The organism is Novosphingobium malaysiense, assembly GCF_000802225.1.
GTDB lineage: Bacteria > Pseudomonadota > Alphaproteobacteria > Sphingomonadales > Sphingomonadaceae > Novosphingobium > Novosphingobium malaysiense.
This window is the reverse complement of sequence record NZ_JTDI01000003.1, coordinates 566,046-589,445: the sequence shown is the minus strand read 5'-3', so window position 1 is coordinate 589,445 and position 23,400 is coordinate 566,046. Positions and strand designations below refer to the sequence as shown.

Below are 23,400 nucleotides of genomic sequence, written 5' to 3'. Positions count from 1 at the left end.
GCACCTCCCGGCGACGAGCCCACCTGCTACATCGGGGGCGCGGTAGGTCGCAGCCAATCTATCGGGCTGCTGCAACATGCGGGGGCACATCGTCCACCAGCACGACAGACCGGGAGGCGGAGGCGAAATATTCGAGCATGGCGTCATAGCCGCGCGTGCTCAGCTTGACGTAGACACGCCGGGCATCGCCGGGGTCGGCTTCACGGACCAGCAGATGGTGCCGCTCCAATACGGCGATCCAGCGCAGGGCCGTGGTCGACGGGACGGCCGCGCCGATGCAGGCACTCGTTACCGAAACCCGGCGGCGCTCCTTCGCGGCAATGAAAAGGTCTAGCAGGATATCCCATCCGGGCTCTCCGAACAGATCCTCCGACTGGAAGATCTTGGTCCGGCGCCGACGATCATCGTATGTCTGACGCGCCAGTTCGCACCACATCGGGTGGTCCCGCATGACCGAGCTCCTGCCGGCATGCGAGACAGCGCCTTGCGATGCACCGACTTCACTGGGGCAGGGCGCCAAGGGCTCTCCGATCTCCAGTTCACGGGCCATGGCAAGAAGTTCGTTCGCCACTCCGATCAGCCGGACAGCCTTCGCCCTGTTTCTTACCGAATGGTCCGTATTGTTCATCGTCCGGGCCCACCCACGCCAGTGCGCAAAATTGTGCGAAAGACAATCCTGCTGCAATTACTAGACCGTCGGGAGCAAGAACGGACGGCACACCTGATTACTGTTCAATCAGGCGGAAGTTGTCGCCCTGTATGCCCACCAACATTTACGAGTATTGACAGCGGTCGGGGCAGTCGTCTCGGTGAGGTTATTCCGGTTCGGATTTATCGACGGGGATGTCGAACGTCTGGCGCAAGGACGCGACAGCGGCGTCGAGGTGAGCCGCGGCGACAAGGGCACCGATCGTCTCTAGCGTGCAAAGGTGCTTTTCGAGGTCATTCGCCAGCGACTTCGCAATAGCGATCTTGTCCACGCATGTTCTCCAAAAGGCGCGGCTGAACAAGTTCCCGTGCCAGATTTGCGACCGATCCCAAGGCTCTTGGAAGCCACGAATAATATCCGCTATGGAGCAAACATCCGTGTTGCCCCGGTGCGGAAGACACTCGATTAAATGATCTCAGATCAAATGAAATCGATTTATCACAACTGTCCAATATATGAACAATTTGCAAGGGCGTAGTGACGACAAAGAATTGAAATTCGATTTCCGCGCGTATCCGCACATTTCAAAACAGTAATGATACCTAAGTAGATACGCTTATTCACTTAGCACTGTCGAGGAGAGCACTCTGCTCGGCAGTCAACTGCAGTCGCGTGGCGCCCGCGAGATCCGCCACCTGCGATGGGGTGGTGGCGCTGGCAAGCGGTGCAGCGATGCCGGGCTGGTTTACCAGCCATGCTAGCGCGACCTGTGCACAGGCCGCATCGAGTTCCCGCGCCACGTCTCGCAGCGCCTCGAGCACAGCGCAGCCACCATTTGCGACGGCATTGTTCAGAGCATGTGCACGGCTCGAATCGGCCCAGTCGGCCTCGCTGCGATATTTGCCGGTGAGGAACCCGGATGCGAGCCCGTAATAGGGCAGAACGGCCACGCCGCTGGCCACGCACAGGTCCTGCAGCGGACCTTCGTAATCCAGCCGGTCGACGAGGTTGTAGAGCGGCTGCATCACCGTGAAGCCGCGAGCCTGCATGCGGTCGGCCATGGCAATCACTTCGCCTAGCCGCTCCGCGGTGTAGTTCGACGCGCCCAATTCCCGCGCCTTGCCGGCGCGATAGGCATCGTCAAAAGCGCTCACGACCTCGTCGAGCGGCGTCGTCAGATCGTCACGGTGCGCGTAATAGAGGTCGACGTAATCGGTCCGCAGACGGTCGAGAGAACCTTCGAGCGCCGCGGCCACCGCTTCGGGCTTGAGCGCGCCCGGAGGCCCACCCTGGCCGGTCTTGGTCCCGATCCGCATGTCGGCACGTACGCCGCGGGTTTCCAGCCACTCGCCGATGATGGATTCGGATTCGCCGCCCTTGTTGCCCGGCACCCAGCTTGAATAGCCCTCGGCCGTATCGATCATGCGTCCGCCTGCCTCGTAGAAGGCATCGAGCACGGCGAAACTTCCATCCCTGTCGATCGTCCAGCCGAAAACGTTGCCGCCCAGTACCAGCGGAATGCCTGAAAGGGCCGGATGATCTCCAGAAATGTCAGCCACCAAATCTTTCCTTCAGTTCAAGCAGGGCGATGGCCGCCTTGGCCGCTTCGCCGCCTTTGTCCTTCTGCGCCGGATCGGCGCGCACGAGCGCCTGATCCTCGTTCTCCACGGTAAGGATGCCGTTGCCGATGGCAATGCCGTCCATGGTCAGCGCCATGATCCCACGGGCACTCTCACCGGCGACGATTTCGAAGTGGTAGGTCTCGCCGCGGATGACGACGCCGATGGCGACGTAGCCGTCGTACTCGCCCGAGGCATCTGCCAGCGAGATCGCGCCGGGGATTTCCAGCGCGCCCGGGACAGTCAGGACATCCACCTTGTGACCGGCACCCGTAAGGGCGGCCTTGGCCCCGCTGACAAGCATGTCGTTGAGGTGGTCGTAGAATCGGGCTTCGACAATCAGGAAACGGGCCATCTCAGTTCGCTCCCTCGACCGCGGCAATCCTGCGCTCGCCCACGATATTGAGGCCATAGCCTTCCAGCGCCACGAGCGAGTGATGGGTGTTGGTGAGCAGGATCATGTCGTGAATGCCCAGCTCGGCCAGGATCTGAGCACCCACGCCGTAATCGCGCAGTTCTTCCAGGTCGGGCGCTCCGCCGTCCTGGTATTGCTGCTTGATATCGATCGTGCGCGACATCAGCCGTCCCATAGGCCGGTTGATCAAGACAATCGCACCGGAGCCTTCCTTGGCGATGATCTCCATGGCCTGCTGTAGCAGGTCCGCCCGGTCGCCCTGTTCCTCGCCGAGAATGTCGGAGAAGATCGAGAGGGTGTGCATGCGTACCAGCGTCGGCTTTGCGGGATCGACGCGCCCCTTGATAAGCGCCATCGTCTCATCGCCGGTCGCACGGTTGAAGTAGGTGCATGCTGTCCATCGGCCCCCGTAGCGGCTCACGAAACTGAGTTCCGCCTTTTTCTCGACCATGCGGTCGTTCTTGCGGCGATAGGCGATGAGGTCGCGGATGGTGCCGATCTTCAGGTCATGCATGCGCGCGAAGCTGATCAGGTCGTCCATGCGTGCCATCGTGCCGTCGTCGCGCATGATCTCGCAGATCACGCCCGAGGGATTGAGCCCGGCAAGGCGCGAGATGTCCACTGCGGCTTCGGTGTGTCCGGCGCGGACCAGCACGCCGCCGTCGCGCGCGCGCAGCGGGAAGACGTGGCCGGGCGTGACGATGTCGTCCTTCGACTTGCTGCCGTCGATGGCCACCGAGATCGTGCGGGCGCGGTCGGCGGCGGAAATGCCTGTGGTTACGCCTTCGCGTGCCTCGATCGAGGTCGTGAAGGCAGTCTCGTGCCGCGTGCCGTTGTGCTGGCTCATCAGGTTGAGACCAAGTTGGTCGACCCGCTCGCCGGTCAGTGTGAGGCAAATCAGGCCGCGGCCATGGGTCGCCATGAAGTTGACGGCGGCCGGCGTGGCCATCTGCGCGGGAATGACAAGGTCGCCTTCGTTCTCGCGGTCCTCGTCATCGACCAGGATGAACATGCGGCCGTTGCGGGCCTCGTCGATAATTTCCTCGATCGGGACGAGCACCTCGCGGTCGTCGTTCGAGAACAGCACGCGCTCGAGCTTGCCGAGCGTTTCGGCCGTCGGGTTCCAGTCCGGCTCGGTGCAGTCGCGCAGGGTGTTGGCGTGCAGTCCTGCAGCGCGGGCGAGGCCGGCTTTGCTCATGCCACCCTCGGATACGAGCTGGCGGACTTTTTCGATCACATTGCTGGACATAGGGATGACTCGCTCACATCAAAATGTGAAATCCATATGGGATAATCACATCGTAACGCAACCATTGTCTGTCCGCGTGTGGAAAAGCGAAGGGCCAGATCCGCAGATCCGGCCCTTTCCCGTCTTGCAAAGCGAGGCTCAGGCGCCTTGCTTCTGGCCGCCCATCATCTTGCTGATGTCGACCTGGCCGGTGGCAAGACCGCCCATGAAGCCGCCATCGACCGGCATGACGATGCCGTTGACGACGCTGGCGAGGTCCGAGTTGATCAGCACCAGAGGACCGGCCTGTTCTTCCGGCGTGGTGTAGCGGCCAAGCGGTTCGGCAGCGGCATCGACCACTTCCTTGCCCGAGGTCTCGTGGAAGGTCTTCATCATCGGCGTCTGCGTCGGCGACGGCAGCGAGCAGTTGATGCGAATGCCCTTCTTGATCAGCTGGGCGCCCATGAACTGGGTCCACAAGATCACGGCTTCCTTCGAGAAGGCATAGCCTTCCGAGACCTGATCCATGTTGGCTTCGCACCATTCAAGGCCGCCCTGGAAGCCCTTGGTCATCATGAGCTGCATGTGGGTGGGAATGCGGCGGCTCCAGCCGAGGCCGCCGGTCGATGCGATCGAGACGATCGCGCCCTTGTCGCCCATCAGCGGAACGACCTGCTCGGTAAGGTGACGGGTGCCGAGGAAGTTGACCTTCATCACGTCCATCGGCGGGAAGCCGCCACCGCCGGGAAGGCCGGCGCAGTTGAACAGCGCATCGACCTTGCCGCCAACCTTGGCCACGGCCGCTTCGATCGTCGCCGGATCGCGCAGGTCGATCTGGGTGAAGGACGCCATCGGCACCGCGCTTTCCTTGAAGTCGAAGCCGTGCACTTCGGCACCGAGGTCCACGAGCATCTTGGCCGTGGCTTCGCCCATGCCCGAGAAGCAGCCGCTGACGATAACGCGCTTGCCCTTGTAGCCCAGAACATCACTCATTTTTCGGTCCTTCCTCTCTCGGGGCGCGGCGCAGGGCGACCGGACCCAAATTCATGCTGCGTTAGCTAGGCTGGGACTGGCGTTCTCTTCAACCGCGTTGCGGGCTGATCGCTGGCACGATGAACGATTTCAAAGCTTGGCCGAAGGGGCCGTATCGTCCTTCTCCCGCTTGCCCAGCGCTTCGCGTGCCTTCGCGCGGATATAGGCGTGCAGCTGGCGAATCTGGTCATCCGTCAGGTTCTCGAACCTCGGCATCCCGCGCGACATCAGGGCTCCCGATTGCAGCAAGGCTTTGAAGTTGTCGAGGTCCAGGGCAATGGCCGATTCCCGCAAGTCGGGGCCGGGGGTTCCGGTCGCCTGCAGGCCGACGCCGTGGCAAGCGGCACACTGGACCGAGAGCGCCCGGCCGGCGAGGACATCGTCCTCGTTAAGCGTGAGCGCGGGATCATCGAGAGCATGGACGGTGAAGTCCGGCGGCGGGGAGGGCGGTAGCGACTTGTCGCCGCCGATGGCGAAAGTCAGCAAGCGGCGGGGTTGAACGCCGTACTTGTAACCCATGTCCATGAAGTGGCCGTAGGCTGCCGTCGTGCCGCCGTAACCGACCAGCACGGAAACGTACTGTTTGCCGTCGACGCTGTAGCTCATCGGAGCACCGACGATGCCAAGCCCGGCGTTGAAACTCCAGAGTTCCTTGCCGCTCTTCGCATCGTAGGCCTTGAAATGGCCCGTCGCCGTGCCCTGGAATACGAGCCCGCCGGCCGTCGCAAGGGTACCGCCGTTCCACAGGCCCTTGTGCTTGACGCGCCAGACTTCCTTTTGCGCCACCGGATCCCACGCCACGAGATAGCCGTGGCCGTCACCCGGTTTTTCGGTGATCGGCTCCAACATCAGGCCCATGACGTTGAAGGCATTTTCCGAGCCACCCTTGCGTGAGAAGCGGGCGCCGATCTGCTGCTGCGGAATGTAAACGAGCCCGGTCTTCGGGCTGTAGCTCATCGCCTGCCAGTTATGCCCGCCGATAGTGCCGGGCCACATCTTGGTGAGCCCCGTTTCGTAACGGATATTAGGCTCTTCGACCGGACGGCCGGTCTTCATGTCGATGCCTTTGGCCCAGGTGATGAGCGTGGTCTTGCCCGGCTCGTTCACCAGCTTTCCGGTCTGGCGGTCGAGCACGTAGAAGAACCCGTTGGTAGGTGCGTGCATCAGCACCTTGCGCGGCTTTCCGTCTATCGTCAGCGTCGCCATCTGGATATTGGGCGTGGACTTGTAGTCCCAGGAATCGCGTTGGTTTTCCTGGTAGTGCCAGATGTATTTGCCGGTATCGGCGTCCAGCGCCACGATCGAGGTGGTGAAGAGGTTGTCGCCCTTGCTGCCGGGGTCGCGGATGTCGGGATCGTAGGGGCCGGCATTGCCGACGCCGATGTAGATCCGGTTGAGTTCCGGATCGTAGGTCATGCCGTTCCAGACAGTGCCGCCGCCGCCGCCGGCCTTGAGGTGGTCTGGCCCCCAGGTCTTGGCGGCCAGCTCCATTGCCGGCTTGCCCGCGTTGTCCTCGTCGGTGCCGGGCGTGGTGTAGAAGCGCCAGAGCAGCTTGCCGGTATTGGAATCGAAGGCGGTCACGAAGCCGCGTGCCCCGAAGTCGGCGCCGCCGTTGCCGATGATGACCTTGCCGTTCATCACCCGCGGCGCGCCGGTGGAGATGTTGAGAGCGCCTTCGGGGATCGATTCCGAAACCCACAATTCCTTGCCTGTCTTGGCATCTAACGCGAAGACGCGGCCATCGAGCGAGGCCGCGAAGACCTTGCCGTCCTCGTAGGCCATGCCGCGGTTGGCGCCGAACGAGAAATGCATGGCCATCGGATCGTGCTTCCACGTCTCCGGATCGTAGGTCCACAGGATCTTCCCGGTCTTTGCATCGACCGCGTAGGCCTTGGCATAGCTGCCGGTGAAATAGAGCGTACCGTCCACTTCGAGCGGTGTGGCTTCGAGCGTGACTTCACCCGGAAGATCGAGCGACCAGGCCAGCCCCAATTTGTCGATATTGCCGGTGCCGATCTGGTCGAGGCGAGAATAACTGGTTTCATCGAAGCCGCCGCCCACGGCCGTCCAGTCCGCGTCGCCCCCGACATCGACACCCGATCCCCCGTTGCCGTCGGCCTGGGCCGTGCATCCACTGAGCGTGCTGGCCAGAACCAGCGCCGTGGCTGCCATGACCGACCCGAACTTGCGCTTCATCCCGCTTCCCTTCCCACGTGTTTTGTCCCTTGTCTAAGGCGTTTTGAGCCTTTGTAAATCGTATCTCATCCGGCTCGCATTGCCGGCGCGCGCTTGCTAGGGCGGATACTGGAACACAACGGAGGAAGGTTCTCAGGTGGCGGAACGGCAGACAGGCGTGCGCAGGAGGAATGCGGATCGCCGCCAGGTAATCCTCGACGCAGCGGCACGGCGCTTCGCCGAACACGGCTTCGAAGCGACGACCGTGCGCCAGATCGCCGATGACGTGAACATCCTCTCGGGCAGCCTCTACCATCACTTCGCGACGAAGGAGGAAATGCTTGCCGAAGTCGTCCGCGACGCGGTGCTGGACCAGCGCGAAAGGGCCCTGCGCATCGCGGGATCCGGTCACGATGCAGAGACCAAGTTCGTCACTCTCATCCGCGAGGAGCTGGCCGCGCTGGCCGAACGGATCGAGGCCTATGCGGTCATCTTCAACGAGCGCAAGGTGTTTCGGCGCAACCCCGATTTCCTCGACCTGATCAAGGCGCGCAAGGAAACCTTCGATGCGTGGCGCGACGTGCTGGAGCAGGGTGTGCGCGAGGGCCTGTTCCATGCCGGTATCGACAGTTACCTGATGATCTCGACCATCATGCGCATGCTCAATACCGGGGCCGACTGGTATCGCCACGAGGACGGATCGCCGCTCGATGCCATGGCGGACTATTCGCTCGAAGCCCTGACCGAGTTCTATACCGGCTTCGTGCTGCGCTCGGTACGCTCTGCAGAGCGGGCCGCCGAGCCGGTTCCCTCTGCGGTCGAGGTGGCGTGACAGCGCCGGTTCCGGATATCTATCGCACGCCCGAAAGGGCGGCCCGCATCCGTCTGATCGCCGAAAGCCATTTCCGGCTCCTCGGACGTCCGCTGGTCTCGGCCTCCGAGGACCCGGTCGCTGCGCTCTGGGCCGCTCCGCAGGCCATCGTCGCGCACGGGACGGAGGCGGATCCGATCTTCTTCTTCGGAAACGCCGCCGCGCTTGCAGCCTTCGAAGTCGACGTCGAAATGTTTACCCGCATGCCTTCGCGGCTCTCGGCCGAGGCACCCTTGCGCGAGGAACGCCAGGAACTGCTCGACCGGGTGCGGGAGAATGGCTTCATCGACGACTATGCGGGTATCCGCATCAGTGCGAAGGGGCGCCGCTTCCGGATCGGGCCGGCAGTCGTCTGGGAACTGACCGACGCTCACGGCAAGGTACACGGCCAGGCCGCCTGCTTCGCGCCATGAGCGCGGCCCATCCTCGCGTTGTCGAAGCCGTCACGGCGCAAATGAAAGCGGCGCTGGACGCGTGCTCGCACCGACCGGTGGTCATGGGACTGTGCGGGGCGCAGGGCTCGGGAAAGACCACGCTGGCCAGCGGCGTTCTGGATGCCTGCACGGGTGAAGGTTTGCGGGCAGCTGCGCTTTCCATCGACGATCTCTATCTCACCCATGCGGACCGGCAGGCATTGGCCCGCGAGGTACACCCATTGCTTGCCACGCGCGGCGTCCCGGGCACGCACGACATCGCCCTTGGCCTGTCCGTGATCGACGCATTGCGGCAAGGCAAGGGCGCTCGTCTGCCGCGTTTCGACAAGGGCAGGGACGACCGCGTCTCCATGGACCTGTGGGGCCGTGCCCCGGCCGGTTGCGAAGTGCTGCTGTTCGAGGGGTGGTGCGTCGGTGCGCAGCCCCAGCCTCCGGAAGACCTGCTGCTGCCCGTCAATTCCCTGGAGGCGCGCGAGGATAGCGAGGGCATCTGGCGCGCCTACGTCAACGACGCTCTGGCCGGGCCATACCAGGAGCTGTTTGCGCGCATGGACCGACTGGTGCTGCTGGCCGCTCCGGGTTTCGAGGTTGTCCACGACTGGCGGCTGGAACAGGAACGCGATCTCGCGGCGCTTGCAGATCCTGGCGCGCGGATAATGGATGCGGCGGCAGTTGCCCGCTTCATTGCCCATTACGAGCGGCTGACGCGCCATATACTGTCAGAGATGCCCCAGCGCGCCGACCTGTTGATCAGGCTCGATTCCCTTCGGCAACCTCTGGAGATCGTACACAAGCGCTGAGGTCAGTCCGGCGTGGCATGTTTGCGTTCGACGTCGGCGCGCCGCGCCTTTCGTTTTTGCAGGTCGCGAAGCGAGGGCACGGCATCATCGACCACGTCTGCCAGAACCGCGCCACGCTCACCCGGCGGCCGCGCAGGACCTGCCGTCGTGTCGCAGTAGGTCTGCCTTTCTATCTCCGCATTGAGCAAGGCGCCGACCAGGACGCCATAGGCCGAGAGAAACAACCACATCAGGAACACGACGATTGCCGACAACGACCCGTACATCGCGTTGTAGTCGCTGATGTACGCGACATAGAGCGAGAACCCGAACGAGATGACGATCCATAGCAGCGTGGCCACCACCGACCCCGGCGTCAGCCAACGCCATTTGGCGGGGCGTCGGTCGGGGCCATAGCGCATGATGATGGCAAACCCGGCGCTGCCAAGGGCGATCGCGGCGATCCAGGTCAGGAGCTTGAACAATGTCTGTGTTGCTCCCCCCAGATAGACACTTGTCTGCGTCTGGAGCCACGCGAACACACCGCCGGCCAGGACACCGGTCAGCGCGATGAGAATCGCCGCGAGCGTCAGGGATGCGGCCCGCGCGTAGAGGGCGACAATGCTGCGCGTCTCTCGCTCGTCATTGATGATGTTGAGGGCACTGATCATCCCGCTCGCGGCACGCATCCCGCCGAATATGGCGAACAACAGGGCGATTGCCAGGGCAATGCCGGTGACGCTGGAACTGGTCGACACGATCTGCATCAACTGCGTTTCGAGCACATGGGCGGCATCGGGCGGCAGCACTTGCGCCAGTTTTTCCATCTGCTTGCTAACGGTATGAACGTTGCCCACCAGGCCGTAGATCATCACCGTGCTGGCGATCAGGGGCGTAATGGCTAGGAATGTATAGAACGCGAGACCTGCCGAAAGTAGCCCGAGTTCGTGAAAACCCGTCATAACCCAGACGCGTTTGAACACCTTGTACCAAGCGGCTTTCGGCATGGACCAGGGCGTGGTCGCCGTGGCACCGGGAGGAAGATCGGAAGCCTGGGGATCGTTTTTCGTCATGCGATCAAGTCTGCGCGGGAACATTCTTTGTTGCAATGCGATAGCAAAGCTGGGGAAGCTTTCTGTGTCCCGCAGTCGAAGTAGAAGGGGTGATTCGTCGCGTTGCTCATGGTCTGGCTAATGAATCACCCGCGGACTTGTTCCCCGAATCTGTGGTGCGGGGGAGGACTTCTTGCAATTTCTATGGCGCTGGCACTAACGAGCGCACCTGCCTCTGCGCAGGATACCGGCGATACTCGTGCACAGCAGCCCGCGATGGGTGAACAGGTCCCGGACGCGGGCGACGACGTGCGACCGCCTCAGCCTCCTTCGGACGTGACATTGCCAGAAGTCGAACCGGTGATACCGGACAACGAGTTCGAGACTCTCGTTCCGCCGCTGGACGCCGAGGACGATCCCGAACTGGACAAGCCCCTGGAAACCATCGAGGCGTTCGAGCGCAGGCTGGCCGAACAGCAATCAGACGCCGAGCCTTCGGAAGGCCAGGCTCCCCCGCTCGCCACGCCCGCGCTATCCGACGAAGACGCCACCGAGGAAATCGGCGATGCGCCGGTGCGCGATACTGAGCTCGTCGCACCGCTACCGCCGCTCGATCAGTTCGAAGTTACGCCTGTGGAGTTTGCGAAGGACGCCGCGGACCAGGAACAGGTGGAGGTCGCCTACAAGGTCGATGTCGAAGGTCTCGCGACGGCGGACAAGGAATCGGACACCGACATGAAGGGCGAATTCAATTCGCTCTCCGCCCTCAAGAAGGGCGATGGCAAGGCGGCGAATGCGGCCATGATCCGCGCGCGGCTGAACGAGGATCAGCAGTTGCTGCAGACGATCCTCGAATCCGAGGGTTGGTTCTCGCCGGAGATAAGGGGACGCATTGTTCCCTCCCGTGATGAAAGCAACAAGGAACTGACCGCGAGGCTGTCGGTGACGCCGGGCAAGCGTTATGTCTTTTCCGACATTGTCATCGATGCAGATCCCACCGAGCCCCCCGACCTGATCAAGGATAACCTGGCGCTGGAAGTGGGACAACCGATCATCGCCGAGCGCGTTCAGGGAGCGGAAGCGCAGATTGCCGTGGCGCTTCCGGAGAACGGCTATCCCTTCGCCGAAGTCGGGGATCGCGACATCCTCCTCGATCGCGATACCGGCGATGGCGTCTATACCCTGCCGGTCAAGACAGGGCCGCGCGGTCGCTTCGACGGATTTACCACGGACGGCGATCTCGCTTTCAATGCCGAGCACATCCGCGTCCTCTCCCGCTTCAAGCGCGGGGAACTCTACGACAGCCGCAAGGTCGACGACCTGCGCAAGGCGCTGGTCGCCACGAATCTTTTCAAGGCCGTCTCGGTCGAGCCGGTGCAAACCGGGGAACCGGCAGGGAACGACAGCGAATACGTGACTCTGCACGTCCACCAGGAAGCCGGACCGCCTCGTACCATTGCAGGGTCCCTCGGCTATGCCGCGGGCGAGGGGTTCACCGCAGAAGCGTCCTGGACCCACCGCAACCTGTTCCCCCCCGAAGGTGCGCTGATCGGCCATGCCATCGCCGGTACGCAGCAACAGGGGGCGGGCGTCACGTTCCGCCGGTCCAACGCGGGCAAGCGCGACCGCACCTTCGAAGTGAAGGCGGAGGCCTTCCACAACAACTACGATGCCTACAGCGCCTATACCGGCCGCCTTGCCGCCCGCATCAGCCGCGATTCGACGCCGATCTGGCAAAAGCGATATACCTACGCCTACGGGGTGGAACTGCTCGCCACGGCCGAAACCGACTACAATGCCGAAACCGGCGACCGCAAGCGGCGCACCTACTACATCGCCGGCGTAAACGGTCAGCTGGGATTCGACACCACCGACGATCTGCTGAACCCCACGGAGGGCTATCGCCTGACTGCGCTCGTGCAGCCGGAAGCAACGGTGAACAAGGGATTCAACCCTTACGTTCGCGCCCGGATCGACGGCTCAACCTATTTTTCCGTCAGCGACAGCCTGGTGTTGGCCGGTCGCGTGAGACTTGGCACCATCCAGGGGGTCGGTCTTTACGACATCGCGCCTTCGCGGCGGCTCTATGCCGGTGGCGGCGGTTCGGTCCGCGGCTATGCGTACCAGGGCCTCGGCGAACAGGCACCTGACGGCAAGCCGATCGGCGGCCGCAGCCTGAACGAGGCGTCCGTGGAAGCGCGCTATCGTTTCGGCAACTACGGCGTGGTCGCCTTCGTCGATGCCGGGCAGGCCTATCGGGAAACCATGCCGCAGTTCTCCGACCTGCGGTATGGCGTCGGCCTTGGGGGACGCTTCTATACGAACTTCGGCCCGATCCGCCTCGACGTCGCAACGCCGATCAACCGGCAGCCCGGCGAAGCGCGCATCAATGTCTATGTCTCCATCGGGCAGGCTTTCTGATGGCTGAGGAGGCGGACATCGAATCCGGCGCAGAAGCCCAAGTCGTCGACGAGAGCGAGGCCAAGCCGTCGCTGTGGCAGCGCGTTCGCAAGCGTATACTCAAGACGGTCCTGCTCGTCTTCCTCGGCCTTGTCGCCCTCGTCCTCGCCGTAATAATCGGCATCGATACCGGTCCGGGGCATCGCTTCGTCGCCAACCAGATCGCCGGGCTGAAGTTCGAAAACGGCATGCGGATATCCGTGGGGCGGATAGAGGGCTCGCTGTACGGGGAGATGACCCTGCACGACCTTTCTGTGCGGGACACCAAGGGCGAATTCCTGTTCTCGCCCGAGATCCACATCGACTGGCGGCCGTTTGCCTATCTCAACAACCACGTGGACGTGCGCAGCGCGACGGCACAGCGGATGATCCTGCGCCGGTCTCCGGTTTTCAAGGAAACGCCGCCGAGTGAGGGACCGTTGCTGCCCGATCTCGATATCGACGTGGGCACGCTGCGCATCGACCGCTTCATCGTGGAGCCTCCCGTCACCGGCAATCTGCGCGTCGTCACCATCGATGGCAGCGCCCACATCGCCGACGGCCGGGCTCAGGTGGAGGCCAAGGGCGGCACGCTTGCCGTCAAGGGCGCGGAAGGCGGCGACCGGTTCGACCTCTCGCTCGACGCCGTGCCGGAGAAAAACCGGCTGGATATCGATCTCGATCTTCACGCTCCCACGCGCGGTGTCATTGCTTCGCTGGCCGGATTCACTCAGCCGCTCGATCTGACGATCAAGGGCAAGGGCGACTGGACGGCCTGGAACGGTGTCCTCAACGCCGATCTCGGGCAGAACGAACTGGCGAGGCTGGACCTCAAGGCCCGGGACGGGACCTTCGCCATCAAGGGACCGACCCGCATCGCCCGGCTGGTCAGCGGGCCCACCGCCAATCTGCTGGGACCGGTCACGAACTTCGACGTCACTGCGGCCCTCGACCAGCGTCGCGCGATGGTTTCCGGCATGGTGTCGAGTGACGCGTTCAACCTGACGCCCAGCGGTCTGGTCGATCTGTCCGACAACAGCTTCGAGGATTTCGAACTCGAATTCGTGCTTCTCAAGCCCTCTGCGCTGGCAGACAATCTCAGCGGCTCGGGGCTGCGCGCGCATCTCGCGCTAGACGGCGCCTTCACGACGCCGTCCGTGGACTACCGGCTCAATGCCAACCGACTGGTGATGAACGGCATGGGGCTGGTCAACCTTGCCGCCAGCGGCGCTGCCAAGGTCAATTCCGCCCAGATCCTCATACCTGTCTCGGCAAGGGTCGACCGCATTACCGGCCTCGACAGTGTCGCCGGCGGAACGCTGGCGAACGTCACGCTCAATGGCGATATCGCCGTCGACGGTTCGCGGCTTCTATCGGACAACATGCGGCTGAAGTCGGACCGGATAAACGCGGGCGTCACGCTCGTCGCAGACATGAGCCGGGGTTTCTACACCGGCGCGATCGACGGCCGGATCGACAACTACCGTGTTTCCAGCGTCGGCATCTTCAATATCAGCACCGACATGGACTTGCGCAGCGATAGCCAAGGCTTCGCGCTTCAGGGCAGTGTAAAGGCGCAATCGACAAAGCTGCTCAACGACAGCCTGAAAAGCTATCTGGGCGGCAATTTCGCTGCCTCCTCGAATATCCGTTACGGATCGGACGGAGTGGTCCATTTCTCAGGCCTGCAACTGACGGCACCGGACCTGCGCGTTGTCGACGGGCGGGGAAGCTGGTCGCCCGATGGTCGAATCGCACTGGCTGCGGACGGCACTTCGGACCGTTACGGGGCCATCGGGGTACGCGTGACCGGGACGATTTCAGATCCGAATGCGCATCTCACTGCGGAGCGCCTGGATCTGGGCATCGGACTTGCCAACCTCGATGCGCGGGTGACTGGAGCACGGGGCGGCTACAATCTCGTTGCCACCGGCGATACCGACTATGGGCCGCTCAAGGCCGACGTCACGTTGGGCACGGGCGCGAGGACCTCGCTGCAGATCAACAGCGCCAACCTTTCCGGCGTCGATTTCGAAGGCAATCTCGTGCAGACGCCCGCCGGTCCCTTCGCGGGCGAACTCACCGCAAACGGGAACGGCGTAGGCGGTATCCTCAAGCTCGATGCCCAAGGCCAATACCAGGCGGTGGATTTCAACCTGCGCGCCAAGAATGCAGTGTTCGATGGGCCCGCCAATCTCTCGATCGGCGCTGCCATCATCGATGGTCGCGCGGTGCTCTATGACCAACCGCTGGTCGTTGCGGATGCCCAGCTTTCCGACACCCATCTCGGCTCGTTCGATCTTGCGGCCGGCCGGGTGCAAGTCGACTATCGCGATGGGCGCGGCAAGGCCAAGGCCGTGATCGAAGGAGCGAGCGGGGTACCGTTCCGGCTTGGCATCAACGCCGACCTGACGCCGAAGGTCTGGCGCGTGGCCTTGAACGGCAGGGTCCGTGGCCAGACGATCAAGACTCTCAGTCCGGCGCGGATCATTCCCGGAGACACAGGATACGAGCTCCTGCCGACAGCCATCTCCGTCGGCGGCGGCACCGTGAAGCTGGCCGGAAACTATGGCCCCGGCATCAAGCTGCAGAGCCGCCTCGAAAGCGTCGACATGGCGCTCATCAATGCCTTCGTGCCGGGATACGGCATCGGCGGCAAGGCCAACGGCAGCCTCGATTTCGAGCAGAAGAACCCGTCCGCTTTCCCGCGCGCGGATGCCCGCCTGACCTTCGACGATTTCACCCGCACCAGCGCGGCCACCGTCAGCCAGCCGGTGGACGTCAACTTCGTCGGCAAGCTGCTGCCTGACGGGGGCGAAGCGCGGGCGGTGATCCGGCGGCGCGGATCGGTGATCGGCCGGCTGGTGGCCAGCTTGCGGCCATTGCCACCCGGAGGCGGTGCCTGGACAACCCGCCTGCTGGAAGCGCCGCTCGGTGGTGGTATCCGCTACAACGGTCCGGCCGATACGCTGTTCTCCTTCGCGGGTCTGGCCGGCCAGACCCTGACGGGATCGATGGGTCTTGCGGCCGACTTCTCCTGCCGTGTCTCGAACCCGTGCCTCAACGGCGTCGTCAAGGGACAGAACCTGACCTACGAGAACCAGACCTACGGCACCAAACTTACCGACATGAACCTGTCCGGCACGTTCGGCGGCAATGCGCTGAGCCTGGATTCGCTCACCGCGAAGGCAGGTGGCGGCACCGTCAGCGCCAACGGCAAGGTCAGCCTGGCAGCAGACGCCGGCTATCCGATGGACATCACGGTCAAGCTCGACGATGCGCGCCTGGCAAAGAGCGACGGTTTGTCGGCAACCGCCACCGGTACCCTGAATCTGACCAAGGCTGCAGGCGAGACGGCGCAGCTGAGCGGCGACCTCAGGCTGCCGGAAACCCGCTACCAGATCGTGCGCGAAGGCGCGGCGCAGGTGCCGCACCTGACGGGCGTGCGCTTCAAGGAACGCAAGGGCCCCACACGCGTGACCGGCAACGAGCCGGCCCCGCCGCTGTCCAGTGCCTTTGCGAAAATCCGGCTCGACCTCAACCTGCGCGCGCCCGAAAAGCTTTACGTGTCGGGAATGGGGCTGGAATCCGAATGGAGCGCGCGGTTCCATCTTGGCGGCACGAGCGCGGCGCCGAGCCTCACCGGGCAGGTGGAACTCGTGCGCGGAACCTTGGGGTTTGCCGGCAGGTCGTTCGACCTCGAAGAAGGCCTGATCTCCTTTACTGGCGCGCAGCCGATCAATCCCACCGTCGCGATTACCGCCACGGATTCAATCGACGACGTGGACGTGAGCGTGAACGTCTCGGGCAGAGCGGAGAACCCGCAGATCGATTTCAGCTCCTCGCCGGCTCTGCCGGACGATGAAGTGCTGTCACGTATTCTCTTCGGCAGTTCGATCGCCAACCTGTCTGCAATCCAGGCCGTGCAACTGGCCAGTTCGCTCAATTCCCTGCGCGGATCGGGAGGCGGCCTGAATCCGCTGGGCAAGCTTCGCTCGGCGGCCGGCATCGATCGCCTGCGCATTCTGGGCGCGGACGAGACCACCGGTCGCGGCACGTCGCTCGCGGCGGGCCAGTACCTGACCGACGACATCTACGTCGAACTGATCACCGACGCCCGGGGGTTCACTGCAACGCAGCTCGAGGTCAGCATCACCAAGTGGCTTTCGGTGCTGAGCCAGGCCGGCGGTTCGGGCGTCAACAGCGTCAACGTGCAGATCAAGAAGGACTACTGATGGGAACGCGGGCCGTCGTGGTCGCCGTGGCGCTGGCGACGTTGCTGGCCGCGTGCAAGCGCGAGCCCACGTTCGACGAGCGCTACGAGGCGGCGCAGACCAAGATCAGCCAGACCGAAGAGGAAATCGATGCCCGCCTGGGCGCCACGGAAGCGCCGCAGCCGGAAGCGAGCGGGACGGCGCCGTGACCCGGAAATGCCGCTGGTCGAGGATGGGGAAGTGGTGGACGCACTAGGGCTCGAACCTAGGACCCGCTGATTAAGAGTCAGCTGCTCTACCAACTGAGCTATGCGTCCCCACGATTACCGCGGAGGGAAGGCTTGGTGGACGCACTAGGGCTCGAACCTAGGACCCGCTGATTAAGAGTCAGCTGCTCTACCAACTGAGCTATGCGTCCACGCTGCCTTGCCGGAAGGCCGTTCGGCCTTGCGCCGATTCGGCGGCGGAGGGGCTCCTATAACGCATGTTTCCGGCATTAAAAGGGGAAACTTGCCGGAAATTCAGGAGAACGTGCTCGGCCTCTGATTCCAGCGGTTTACCGCCATGATCGAGCCCAGGCAGATCATGTTGGTAAGCATCGAGGTGCCGCCGTGGCTCATGAAGGGAAGGGGAATGCCCACGACCGGAGCCAGTCCCATGACCATCATCAGGTTGATCGCCACGTAGAAGAAAATCGTCGCCGTCATGCCGGCTGCGAGGAGGCTGGAGAAGCGGTCCGGCGCACGCCGGGAGACGCGCAGGCCCCACGCCATCAGCACGCCGAACACGAAAAGCACGAATAGCCCGCCCAGAAAGCCCCACTCCTCTGCCATGGTGGCAAAGACGAAGTCGGTATGCGCCTCTGGCAGGTACTGCAGGTGGCTCTGGGTGCCGTTGCCGAACCCCTTGCCGAAGATTCCGCCCGATCCAATCGCGATCTTGGACTGTGTTATGTGGTAGCCGGTACCCAGCGGATCGCTTTCGGGATTGAGAAAGGTCAGCACGCGGTTGCGCTGGTAGCCATGCAAGAGCGTGAAGAACGCGATCGGCGCGGCAATTATGGCCGCGCCTCCCGCTGAGAGGAACCAGGCTAGTGGCAGTCCGGCAAGGAACATCGTGACCGCTCCACCGAAACAGATCGCCAGTGCCGTACCGAGGTCGGGCTGCAGGACGACGAGCCCTGCGGGAATGCCGATCAGGACGCCCGCAGGTATCAACCCGCGCAAGCTGGCTGTCATCGGCGGTGGCAGCGATTCGTAGAACTTGGCGAGGACCAGGACGATCGCCGGCTTCATCAGCTCGGAAGGCTGCAGCGTCATGAACCCGAGGTTCAGCCAACGCTGGCTGCCGCCCCCGACCGCACCGATCGCCTCCACAAGCACCAGCAGGGCGACGATCCCGCCGTAGATCGGATAGGCGGCCATGCGGAAAAGATTGCGGCTCATGCGCGAAATCACGATGGCCATGACCAGAAACACCAGGAACCGGACCACGTGACTGAGCGCATAGGGCTGCAGATGCCCCCCGGCCGCCGAGTAGAGCACGGCACCGCCCAGGGCCACCAGCCCGAACAGGGGAATCAGCATCTGCCATGGCTGACGCGCAACGACGTCGGGAACGACGGACCGGCTCATTCAGGCGTGGCTCCGGCGCTGCCGCTGTCCGGCGTTGCCGCAGGCGAGGGCGTCGTGGACGCATTGGCCACTGGTTCGGGCGCGGGCGAGGCGGCTTCGCTCACGATCGGTTGCACCTCGTCCTGGGTGTCTTCCGCCTCGCGCACCTTTTCCTTTGCTTCCTCGGGCGAGACGGCGGGCACGTTCACGCCATACTGCGCCGCATAGGCGCGGTAGCGCGCATCGAGGCGTTCGCTGGGTGTGCCGCCCCACTGCTTCTCCATCTCGAGCAGTACGTCCATCGCCTTCTGCTTGTCCCACAGATAGGTCATCACGTCACGCGCAACGGGGTAGGCCGCGCTCGACCCGCCGCCGTGCTCGATGACCACGGCACAGGCATAGCGCGGGTTGTTGAACGGCGCGAAGCATATGAAGTGGCCGTGATCGCGGTATTTCCACAGACCGCCCTTGCCGCTGCTGACATTGAGGCTGACCACTTGCGCAGTGCCGGTCTTGCCGGCCAGCAGCACGTCCGGAATCGGCAGGGCCGCGCGGTGGGCCGTGCCCGGGCCGTTGACCACGTCGGACATGGCCTGATGCACGTAGTCGAGATGCTCCTGGGGTATCCCGAGCGACGGAGCGCCCCCGGGCCTGTCGGAAAATTGCAGGCTGGGCAACAGGCGATGCCCGCTGGCAATGCGCGATGCCATGACCGCCTGCTGAAGCGGGTTCACCAGGAAGTACCCCTGGCCGATGGTGGCATTGACGGTGTCGAAAGTCTGCCACTCGCGCCCGTACTTCTTGAGCTTCCAGGCCGGATCGGGGACAGTCCCGTAGGATTGCCCGACCACCGGCAGATCGAATTCCTGCCCCAGTCCGAGCCGGCGTGCCATGGCCGCGATCGCGTCCATGCCCACTTTCTGCGCGAAGTAATAGAAGTAGACGTCGCAGCTCTGGTAGATGCCCTTGGCCATGTTGACGCGGCCGTGACCGCGCCGGTTCCAGCAGTGGAACACGCGGTTGCCCACGCGCAGGCCGCCGGTGCAGACGACCGATTCGTCCGGATCGAGCCCGGATTCCAGAAAGGATAGCGCCACCATCGGCTTGACCGTGGATCCCGGCGGATAGAGCCCGCGCAGGACCTTGTTGCGCAAGGGCACATGGTCGTCGTCGGAAAGCATCTTCCACTCGAGACGGCCGATGCCATCGGAAAAGCTGTTGGGATCGAAGCTGGGCATCGAGGCCATGGTGAGGACGTCGCCGGTGCGGCAGTCCATCACCACGACCGCACCCGATTCCGGTCCCAGACGGCGTGCAGCATATTCCTGCAATCCCGCGTCGATGGTGAGCTTGACCGTCTGGCCCTGCACGTCCTCGCGGGTATTGAGGTCACGAACGATGCGGCCCGACGCGGTTACCTCGACACGCCGCGCGCCAGGCTTGCCGCGCAACTGTTGCTCGAAGACCTTCTCGAGCCCGTCCTTGCCGACCTTGTAGCCCGGCGTGATGAGCAACGGATCGCGATCCTTCTCATAGTCTTCGGCCGATGCCGTGCCGACATAGCCCAGCAGGTGACCGACGCAGGGGCCCGCCGGATAATGCCGCGAGAAGCCGCGCTGCGTCACCACGCCGGGAAGGTCGGGCAGACGCACGCTGACCGCGGCAAACCGCTCCCAGTCGAGTCCGGAAGACACCTCAACGGGGGCAAAGCCGCGCGCCTTGTCCAGTTTGTCGTGCAGGTCCTGCATCTCGATCGGGGACAGCGACAGCAGCCGCCCGAGCCGGTTTATCGTGCGCTCGGGATCGGTCATCCGGTCGGGAATGATGTCGACGCGAAAATCCGCCCGGTTGGAAGCGAGGGGCGTGCCATGGCGATCGAGGATCCAGCCGCGACGCGGCGGGATCAGGGAAAGATTGACGCGGTTGCTCTCCGCCTCGAGCTTGTACTTCTCGTTCTCGAAGACTGCGAGATAGCCCATGCGAGAGGCCAGCAGGATGCCAATGCCACCCTGGACGGTGCCGACGACCATGGTCCGCCGGTCGAAACTGTTGCGGAGCGTCCCCGTGGTCGTGTGGCGCTGCGGAAAAAAACGCCGGAAATTTATCTTCATCGCAAAACCACGATGGGCGTGAGCCGGATTCGGTCCACGACTGCAACGAAACGGCCGACGAGGGGGTAGGAAAGAATTGATATCACGATCTGCGGCAAAATTATTCGCAAGGGGGCACCGGCACCAGCCAGATTGTTAAGGCCCAGACACAACACGATATAGGTTACGATGAGCCCGATCGCTAGGAGCCATTCGGTGAGAAAATTTCGCCACGGCACTCGCGCCTCTACGAATTCGAGCACGATTGCGGCGAGCGACCACAACAGCACGGCCGACCCGAAAGGCTGGCCAGAGTAAAGGTCGTCGAATAGCCCGAGCGGCAGCCCCGACCAGATCGGCAGAAGCCCGGGGCGAAGCTGGCGCCATGCGATAAACAGCAGAAAGCCGACAGGCGGCAGGACGGGCGCGGAGGCGATCAGCAGCCAGCCCGGAACCAGCGATCCGAGAAGGATTGTCAGCCACGGCAGACTATGCGCAAGCAGCGGGGAAGGGGCGCGGTTGATACGCCGCCTGACCGGGGGGTCGCTGCGGGTAATGGGCATGATCAGTCGCCCTCGTCGTCGTCCGGTTTGGCGGACGGAGGCGGCTCGCTGGGCCCCCAGACCGGTTCGACCATGACGAAATCGGTGTTCGACGGGTTGCTCAGCACCCGCGCGATCGCTCCGTCGCGCAGGATCTCCGTCACGACCGCCATCGGCGTGCCGGGGCGGTAGAGCCCGCCCGAGCCGGAGGAGACCATCACGTCGCCCTTCTTGAGCGGATTGATGCCGAGATTGATCAGCCTCACGCGGATCGTGCCGTCACCGTGTCCTTGGGCGAAGGCAGGCACGCCGTCGGTGGCCCGACGTACAGGCACGAGGCTCTCGGTGTCGGTGATCAGCAGTACGCGCGCACTGGTGGCGCCGACTTCCAGAATACGGCCGACCAGCCCGGTCGCCGAGCGCACCGGCATGCCCTTGGTCACGCCTTCGTCCCGTCCCGCATCGACAATGGCGAAGCGGCGCGAACTGGCACTGGTCGAGCGCGTGAGGCGGGCAAAGGCGACGGCGTCGGGTTCCGCATCCTTGAGAGCGAGAAGGCGCTTCAACCGCCGGTTTTCGGCTTCGATGGCCTGCGCCTCGACAAGGCGCACCTTGGCTTCGGCCAGTTCACGCTTGAGGCGGGCGTGTTCGCGACCCGACGTGAAGAAGCCGGCGACGCTGGCGAAGACGTCTCTGCCGTAGCTGCGGCCGGCAGCTGTAGCCTGTCCCACCGGCTCGGTGGCGTCGGTGGCTACGCTGCGCACGCCGGCGAAGGCTTCCGGACGCGCCAGCGAGGTCACGACGAGGCCGAGTCCCACCACGACGCCCACCACGCCGGCAGTGTAACTCAGGAACGTCGAATATTGCGCTCTGCGGGAAAAGCCGGAGCGCCTATTAGCAGGCGGAGCCATGCGCCATGCACTCCTGTCTTCCTGGCGGCGCTCCTCCTGGAGGCCGGCGCCGCCCCTTGGCGACCTGTATCAGGCGGACATCAGCACGCCGCGATAGATCGGATCCTCCATCGCCCGGCCGGTTCCGAGCGCCACGCAGGACAGCGGATCCTCTGCCACGCTGACGGGCAGGCCGGTTTCCTCGCGCAAGTAATCGTCGAGCCCCTGGATCAGCGCGCCGCCGCCGGTCAGCACTATGCCCTGGTCGACGATGTCGGCGGCCAGTTCCGGAGCGGTGTTTTCGAGCGCGATGCGCACACCCTCGATGATCGCGCCGATGGGTTCGGCCAGCGCTTCGGCCACGTTCGCCTGATTGATCGTGATTTCCTTGGGCACGCCGTTCACGAGGTCGCGCCCCTTGATGTGGATGATTTCGCCCACGCCATCTTCCGGCACCACGGCAATGCCGTAATCCTTCTTGATCCGCTCAGCGGTGGCGTCGCCGATCAGCAGGTTGTGGTGACGGCGAACGTACGAGACGATGGCCTCGTCCATCTTGTCGCCGCCGACACGTACGGACGTGGTGTAGGCAAGGCCGCGCAGCGAAAGGACGGCAACCTCGGTGGTGCCGCCGCCGATGTCGACGACCATCGAGCCGACCGGTTCGGTCACCGGCATATCGGCACCGATCGCGGCGGCCATCGGTTCGAGAATGAGATAGACCTGGCTCGCGCCGGCATTGCTGGCGGCGTCGCGGATGGCGCGGCGCTCGACCGACGTGGAACCCGAAGGCACGCAGATCACGATTTCCGGATAGCGGAACAGGTTCTTCTTACCATGCACCTTGCGGATGAAGTGCTTGATCATTTCTTCCGCGATTTCGATGTCGGCGATCACACCGTCACGCAGCGGTCGAATCGCCTCGATGTTGTCGGGCGTCTTGCCCATCATCATCTTGGCGTCATCGCCCACGGCCTTGACCTTCTTGATGCCGTTCAGCGTCTCGATGGCCACGACGGACGGTTCGTTGAGCACGATGCCCCGATCCTGAACGTAGACAAGTGTATTGGCGGTCCCGAGGTCGATCGCCATGTTCTGGGAGCCGAGTTTGAAGAATCGCGAAAAGGGGCCGGCCATCTAAAATCCGTTGTTTTTCCAGTCTCTTGTCCGATGAAACTCGGACTCGTCGACAGGCAGGTTGGCAAGGAAAGGGCCCCCTTAGCCCATCGATTCGCGAAACGCCAAAATTTTGTGTCGATTTCTGGTGGGTTTCTGCAGGCATCCGTCTCGAATCGGTGCCGTTTCATCGCTAGAGTCCTTCGCGTCACCGCCAGGACCGCAAACATGCCGGTGCGGGC

General features: G+C 63.6%; 19 protein-coding genes and 2 tRNA genes. 6 read left to right on the top strand and 15 right to left on the bottom strand.

The features are described 5' to 3' along the window. Nucleotides 1-58: 58 nt before the first annotated feature. The 7 genes from LK12_RS23810 to LK12_RS10715 all read right to left on the bottom strand — a co-directional run bounded on the left by LK12_RS23810 (nucleotide 59) and on the right by LK12_RS10715 (nucleotide 7,139). Nucleotides 59-628 (bottom strand): helix-turn-helix domain-containing protein, encoded by a 570-nt coding sequence (locus LK12_RS23810; protein WP_052223323.1) that lies wholly within the window; start codon nucleotides 626-628, stop codon nucleotides 59-61. A gap of 187 nt (nucleotides 629-815) precedes the next feature. Beyond that, complete coding sequence (locus LK12_RS24925) at nucleotides 816-980, bottom strand: hypothetical protein (RefSeq protein WP_197063511.1); 165 nt, start codon at nucleotides 978-980, stop codon at nucleotides 816-818. A 289-nt stretch (nucleotides 981-1,269) separates the two neighbouring features. Beyond that, nucleotides 1,270-2,208 carry an aldo/keto reductase gene (locus tag LK12_RS10735; RefSeq protein WP_052223322.1) on the bottom strand — a complete coding sequence of 313 codons (939 nt, stop codon included), beginning with the start codon at nucleotides 2,206-2,208 and terminating at the stop codon, nucleotides 1,270-1,272. Next, entirely contained in the window at nucleotides 2,201-2,623 is a 423-nt protein-coding gene (ribH, locus tag LK12_RS10730; RefSeq protein ID WP_039283308.1) for a 6,7-dimethyl-8-ribityllumazine synthase, read from the bottom strand. Before ribH ends, LK12_RS10735 begins: the two co-directional genes overlap by 8 nt. Before the next feature lies 1 nt (nucleotide 2,624). Continuing rightward, entirely contained in the window at nucleotides 2,625-3,932 is a 1,308-nt protein-coding gene (ribB, locus tag LK12_RS10725) for a 3,4-dihydroxy-2-butanone-4-phosphate synthase (protein ID WP_039283306.1), read from the bottom strand. 138 nt (nucleotides 3,933-4,070) lie between these two features. Beyond that, nucleotides 4,071-4,904 (bottom strand): coniferyl-alcohol dehydrogenase, encoded by an 834-nt coding sequence (locus LK12_RS10720; RefSeq protein WP_039283303.1) that lies wholly within the window; start codon nucleotides 4,902-4,904, stop codon nucleotides 4,071-4,073. A gap of 129 nt (nucleotides 4,905-5,033) precedes the next feature. Next, the gene (locus LK12_RS10715; RefSeq protein WP_039283300.1) at nucleotides 5,034-7,139 is read right to left on the bottom strand and encodes a PQQ-dependent dehydrogenase, methanol/ethanol family; all 2,106 of its coding nucleotides are present in this window, start codon (nucleotides 7,137-7,139) and stop codon (nucleotides 5,034-5,036) included. Between the two features lie 136 nt (nucleotides 7,140-7,275). Here LK12_RS10715 and LK12_RS23805 point away from each other — a divergent pair, with 136 nt between their 5' ends. The 3 genes from LK12_RS23805 to LK12_RS10700 are packed head-to-tail and all read left to right on the top strand — an operon-like array spanning nucleotide 7,276 to nucleotide 9,223. Then, nucleotides 7,276-7,950, top strand: a complete 675-nt coding sequence (locus LK12_RS23805; RefSeq protein ID WP_052223321.1) for a TetR/AcrR family transcriptional regulator — start codon at nucleotides 7,276-7,278, stop codon at nucleotides 7,948-7,950. Further along, nucleotides 7,947-8,402 carry an MEKHLA domain-containing protein gene (locus LK12_RS10705; protein WP_052223320.1) on the top strand — a complete coding sequence of 152 codons (456 nt, stop codon included), beginning with the start codon at nucleotides 7,947-7,949 and terminating at the stop codon, nucleotides 8,400-8,402. Before LK12_RS23805 ends, LK12_RS10705 begins: the two co-directional genes overlap by 4 nt. Beyond that, nucleotides 8,399-9,223: a kinase gene (locus tag LK12_RS10700; protein WP_039283297.1), complete on the top strand. Its 825-nt coding sequence runs from the start codon at nucleotides 8,399-8,401 to the stop codon at nucleotides 9,221-9,223. The genes LK12_RS10705 and LK12_RS10700 overlap by 4 nt, the downstream gene beginning before the upstream one ends. A gap of 2 nt (nucleotides 9,224-9,225) precedes the next feature. Here LK12_RS10700 and LK12_RS10695 read toward each other — a convergent pair whose 3' ends face one another. After that, nucleotides 9,226-10,275, bottom strand: coding sequence for a YihY/virulence factor BrkB family protein (locus tag LK12_RS10695; protein ID WP_052223417.1), 1,050 nt, complete (start codon nucleotides 10,273-10,275; stop codon nucleotides 9,226-9,228). Between the two features lie 183 nt (nucleotides 10,276-10,458). On the opposite strand from LK12_RS10695, the gene LK12_RS10690 reads away from it, so the two are divergent. The 3 genes from LK12_RS10690 to LK12_RS10680 are packed head-to-tail and all read left to right on the top strand — an operon-like array spanning nucleotide 10,459 to nucleotide 17,116. Continuing rightward, complete coding sequence (locus tag LK12_RS10690; protein WP_156135449.1) at nucleotides 10,459-12,675, top strand: autotransporter assembly complex protein TamA; 2,217 nt, start codon at nucleotides 10,459-10,461, stop codon at nucleotides 12,673-12,675. After that, nucleotides 12,675-16,928: a translocation/assembly module TamB domain-containing protein gene (locus tag LK12_RS10685; protein WP_039283290.1), complete on the top strand. Its 4,254-nt coding sequence runs from the start codon at nucleotides 12,675-12,677 to the stop codon at nucleotides 16,926-16,928. The genes LK12_RS10690 and LK12_RS10685 overlap by 1 nt, the downstream gene beginning before the upstream one ends. Further along, nucleotides 16,928-17,116: a hypothetical protein gene (locus tag LK12_RS10680; protein WP_039283287.1), complete on the top strand. Its 189-nt coding sequence runs from the start codon at nucleotides 16,928-16,930 to the stop codon at nucleotides 17,114-17,116. Before LK12_RS10685 ends, LK12_RS10680 begins: the two co-directional genes overlap by 1 nt. A 32-nt stretch (nucleotides 17,117-17,148) precedes the next feature. On the opposite strand, the gene LK12_RS10675 is transcribed toward LK12_RS10680, so the two are convergent. The 7 genes from LK12_RS10675 to LK12_RS10645 all read right to left on the bottom strand — a co-directional run bounded on the left by LK12_RS10675 (nucleotide 17,149) and on the right by LK12_RS10645 (nucleotide 23,179). After that, nucleotides 17,149-17,224, bottom strand: a tRNA-Lys gene (locus LK12_RS10675). A 25-nt stretch (nucleotides 17,225-17,249) separates the two neighbouring features. Further along, a tRNA-Lys gene (locus LK12_RS10670) sits at nucleotides 17,250-17,325 on the bottom strand. Nucleotides 17,326-17,428: 103 nt separating this feature from the next. Beyond that, a complete protein-coding gene (gene rodA / locus LK12_RS10665; RefSeq protein ID WP_039283285.1) occupies nucleotides 17,429-18,541 on the bottom strand; it encodes a rod shape-determining protein RodA in 1,113 nt (370 codons plus the stop codon). Then, entirely contained in the window at nucleotides 18,538-20,631 is a 2,094-nt protein-coding gene (gene mrdA / locus LK12_RS10660; RefSeq protein ID WP_039283282.1) for a penicillin-binding protein 2, read from the bottom strand. The genes rodA and mrdA overlap by 4 nt, the downstream gene beginning before the upstream one ends. Next, nucleotides 20,628-21,173: a hypothetical protein gene (locus LK12_RS10655; RefSeq protein ID WP_039283279.1), complete on the bottom strand. Its 546-nt coding sequence runs from the start codon at nucleotides 21,171-21,173 to the stop codon at nucleotides 20,628-20,630. Before LK12_RS10655 ends, mrdA begins: the two co-directional genes overlap by 4 nt. A 2-nt stretch (nucleotides 21,174-21,175) precedes the next feature. After that, nucleotides 21,176-22,063 carry a rod shape-determining protein MreC gene (gene mreC / locus LK12_RS10650; protein WP_039283278.1) on the bottom strand — a complete coding sequence of 296 codons (888 nt, stop codon included), beginning with the start codon at nucleotides 22,061-22,063 and terminating at the stop codon, nucleotides 21,176-21,178. Nucleotides 22,064-22,132: 69 nt separating this feature from the next. Continuing rightward, on the bottom strand, nucleotides 22,133-23,179 hold the full coding sequence (locus LK12_RS10645) for a rod shape-determining protein (protein ID WP_039283275.1): 1,047 nt from the start codon (nucleotides 23,177-23,179) through the stop codon (nucleotides 22,133-22,135). Nucleotides 23,180-23,400 lie beyond the last annotated feature (221 nt).

What these genes read in the sequence shown, in the direction of transcription:
- rodA (WP_039283285.1), bottom strand. Translation starts at nt 18,541, where the DNA reads ATGAGCCGGTCCGTCGTTCCCGACGTCGTTGCGCGTCAGCCATGGCAG.
- LK12_RS10700 (WP_039283297.1), top strand. Translation starts at nt 8,399, where the DNA reads ATGAGCGCGGCCCATCCTCGCGTTGTCGAAGCCGTCACGGCGCAAATG.
- LK12_RS10690 (WP_156135449.1), top strand. Translation starts at nt 10,459, where the DNA reads ATGGCGCTGGCACTAACGAGCGCACCTGCCTCTGCGCAGGATACCGGC.
- LK12_RS10695 (WP_052223417.1), bottom strand. Translation starts at nt 10,275, where the DNA reads ATGACGAAAAACGATCCCCAGGCTTCCGATCTTCCTCCCGGTGCCACG.
- mrdA (WP_039283282.1), bottom strand. Translation starts at nt 20,631, where the DNA reads ATGAAGATAAATTTCCGGCGTTTTTTTCCGCAGCGCCACACGACCACG.
- ribB (WP_039283306.1), bottom strand. Translation starts at nt 3,932, where the DNA reads ATGTCCAGCAATGTGATCGAAAAAGTCCGCCAGCTCGTATCCGAGGGT.
- LK12_RS10715 (WP_039283300.1), bottom strand. Translation starts at nt 7,139, where the DNA reads ATGAAGCGCAAGTTCGGGTCGGTCATGGCAGCCACGGCGCTGGTTCTG.
- LK12_RS10680 (WP_039283287.1), top strand. Translation starts at nt 16,928, where the DNA reads ATGGGAACGCGGGCCGTCGTGGTCGCCGTGGCGCTGGCGACGTTGCTG.
- LK12_RS10685 (WP_039283290.1), top strand. Translation starts at nt 12,675, where the DNA reads ATGGCTGAGGAGGCGGACATCGAATCCGGCGCAGAAGCCCAAGTCGTC.
- LK12_RS23810 (WP_052223323.1), bottom strand. Translation starts at nt 628, where the DNA reads ATGAACAATACGGACCATTCGGTAAGAAACAGGGCGAAGGCTGTCCGG.
- LK12_RS10720 (WP_039283303.1), bottom strand. Translation starts at nt 4,904, where the DNA reads ATGAGTGATGTTCTGGGCTACAAGGGCAAGCGCGTTATCGTCAGCGGC.
- ribH (WP_039283308.1), bottom strand. Translation starts at nt 2,623, where the DNA reads ATGGCCCGTTTCCTGATTGTCGAAGCCCGATTCTACGACCACCTCAAC.
- LK12_RS10645 (WP_039283275.1), bottom strand. Translation starts at nt 23,179, where the DNA reads ATGGCCGGCCCCTTTTCGCGATTCTTCAAACTCGGCTCCCAGAACATG.
- LK12_RS10655 (WP_039283279.1), bottom strand. Translation starts at nt 21,173, where the DNA reads ATGCCCATTACCCGCAGCGACCCCCCGGTCAGGCGGCGTATCAACCGC.
- mreC (WP_039283278.1), bottom strand. Translation starts at nt 22,063, where the DNA reads ATGGCTCCGCCTGCTAATAGGCGCTCCGGCTTTTCCCGCAGAGCGCAA.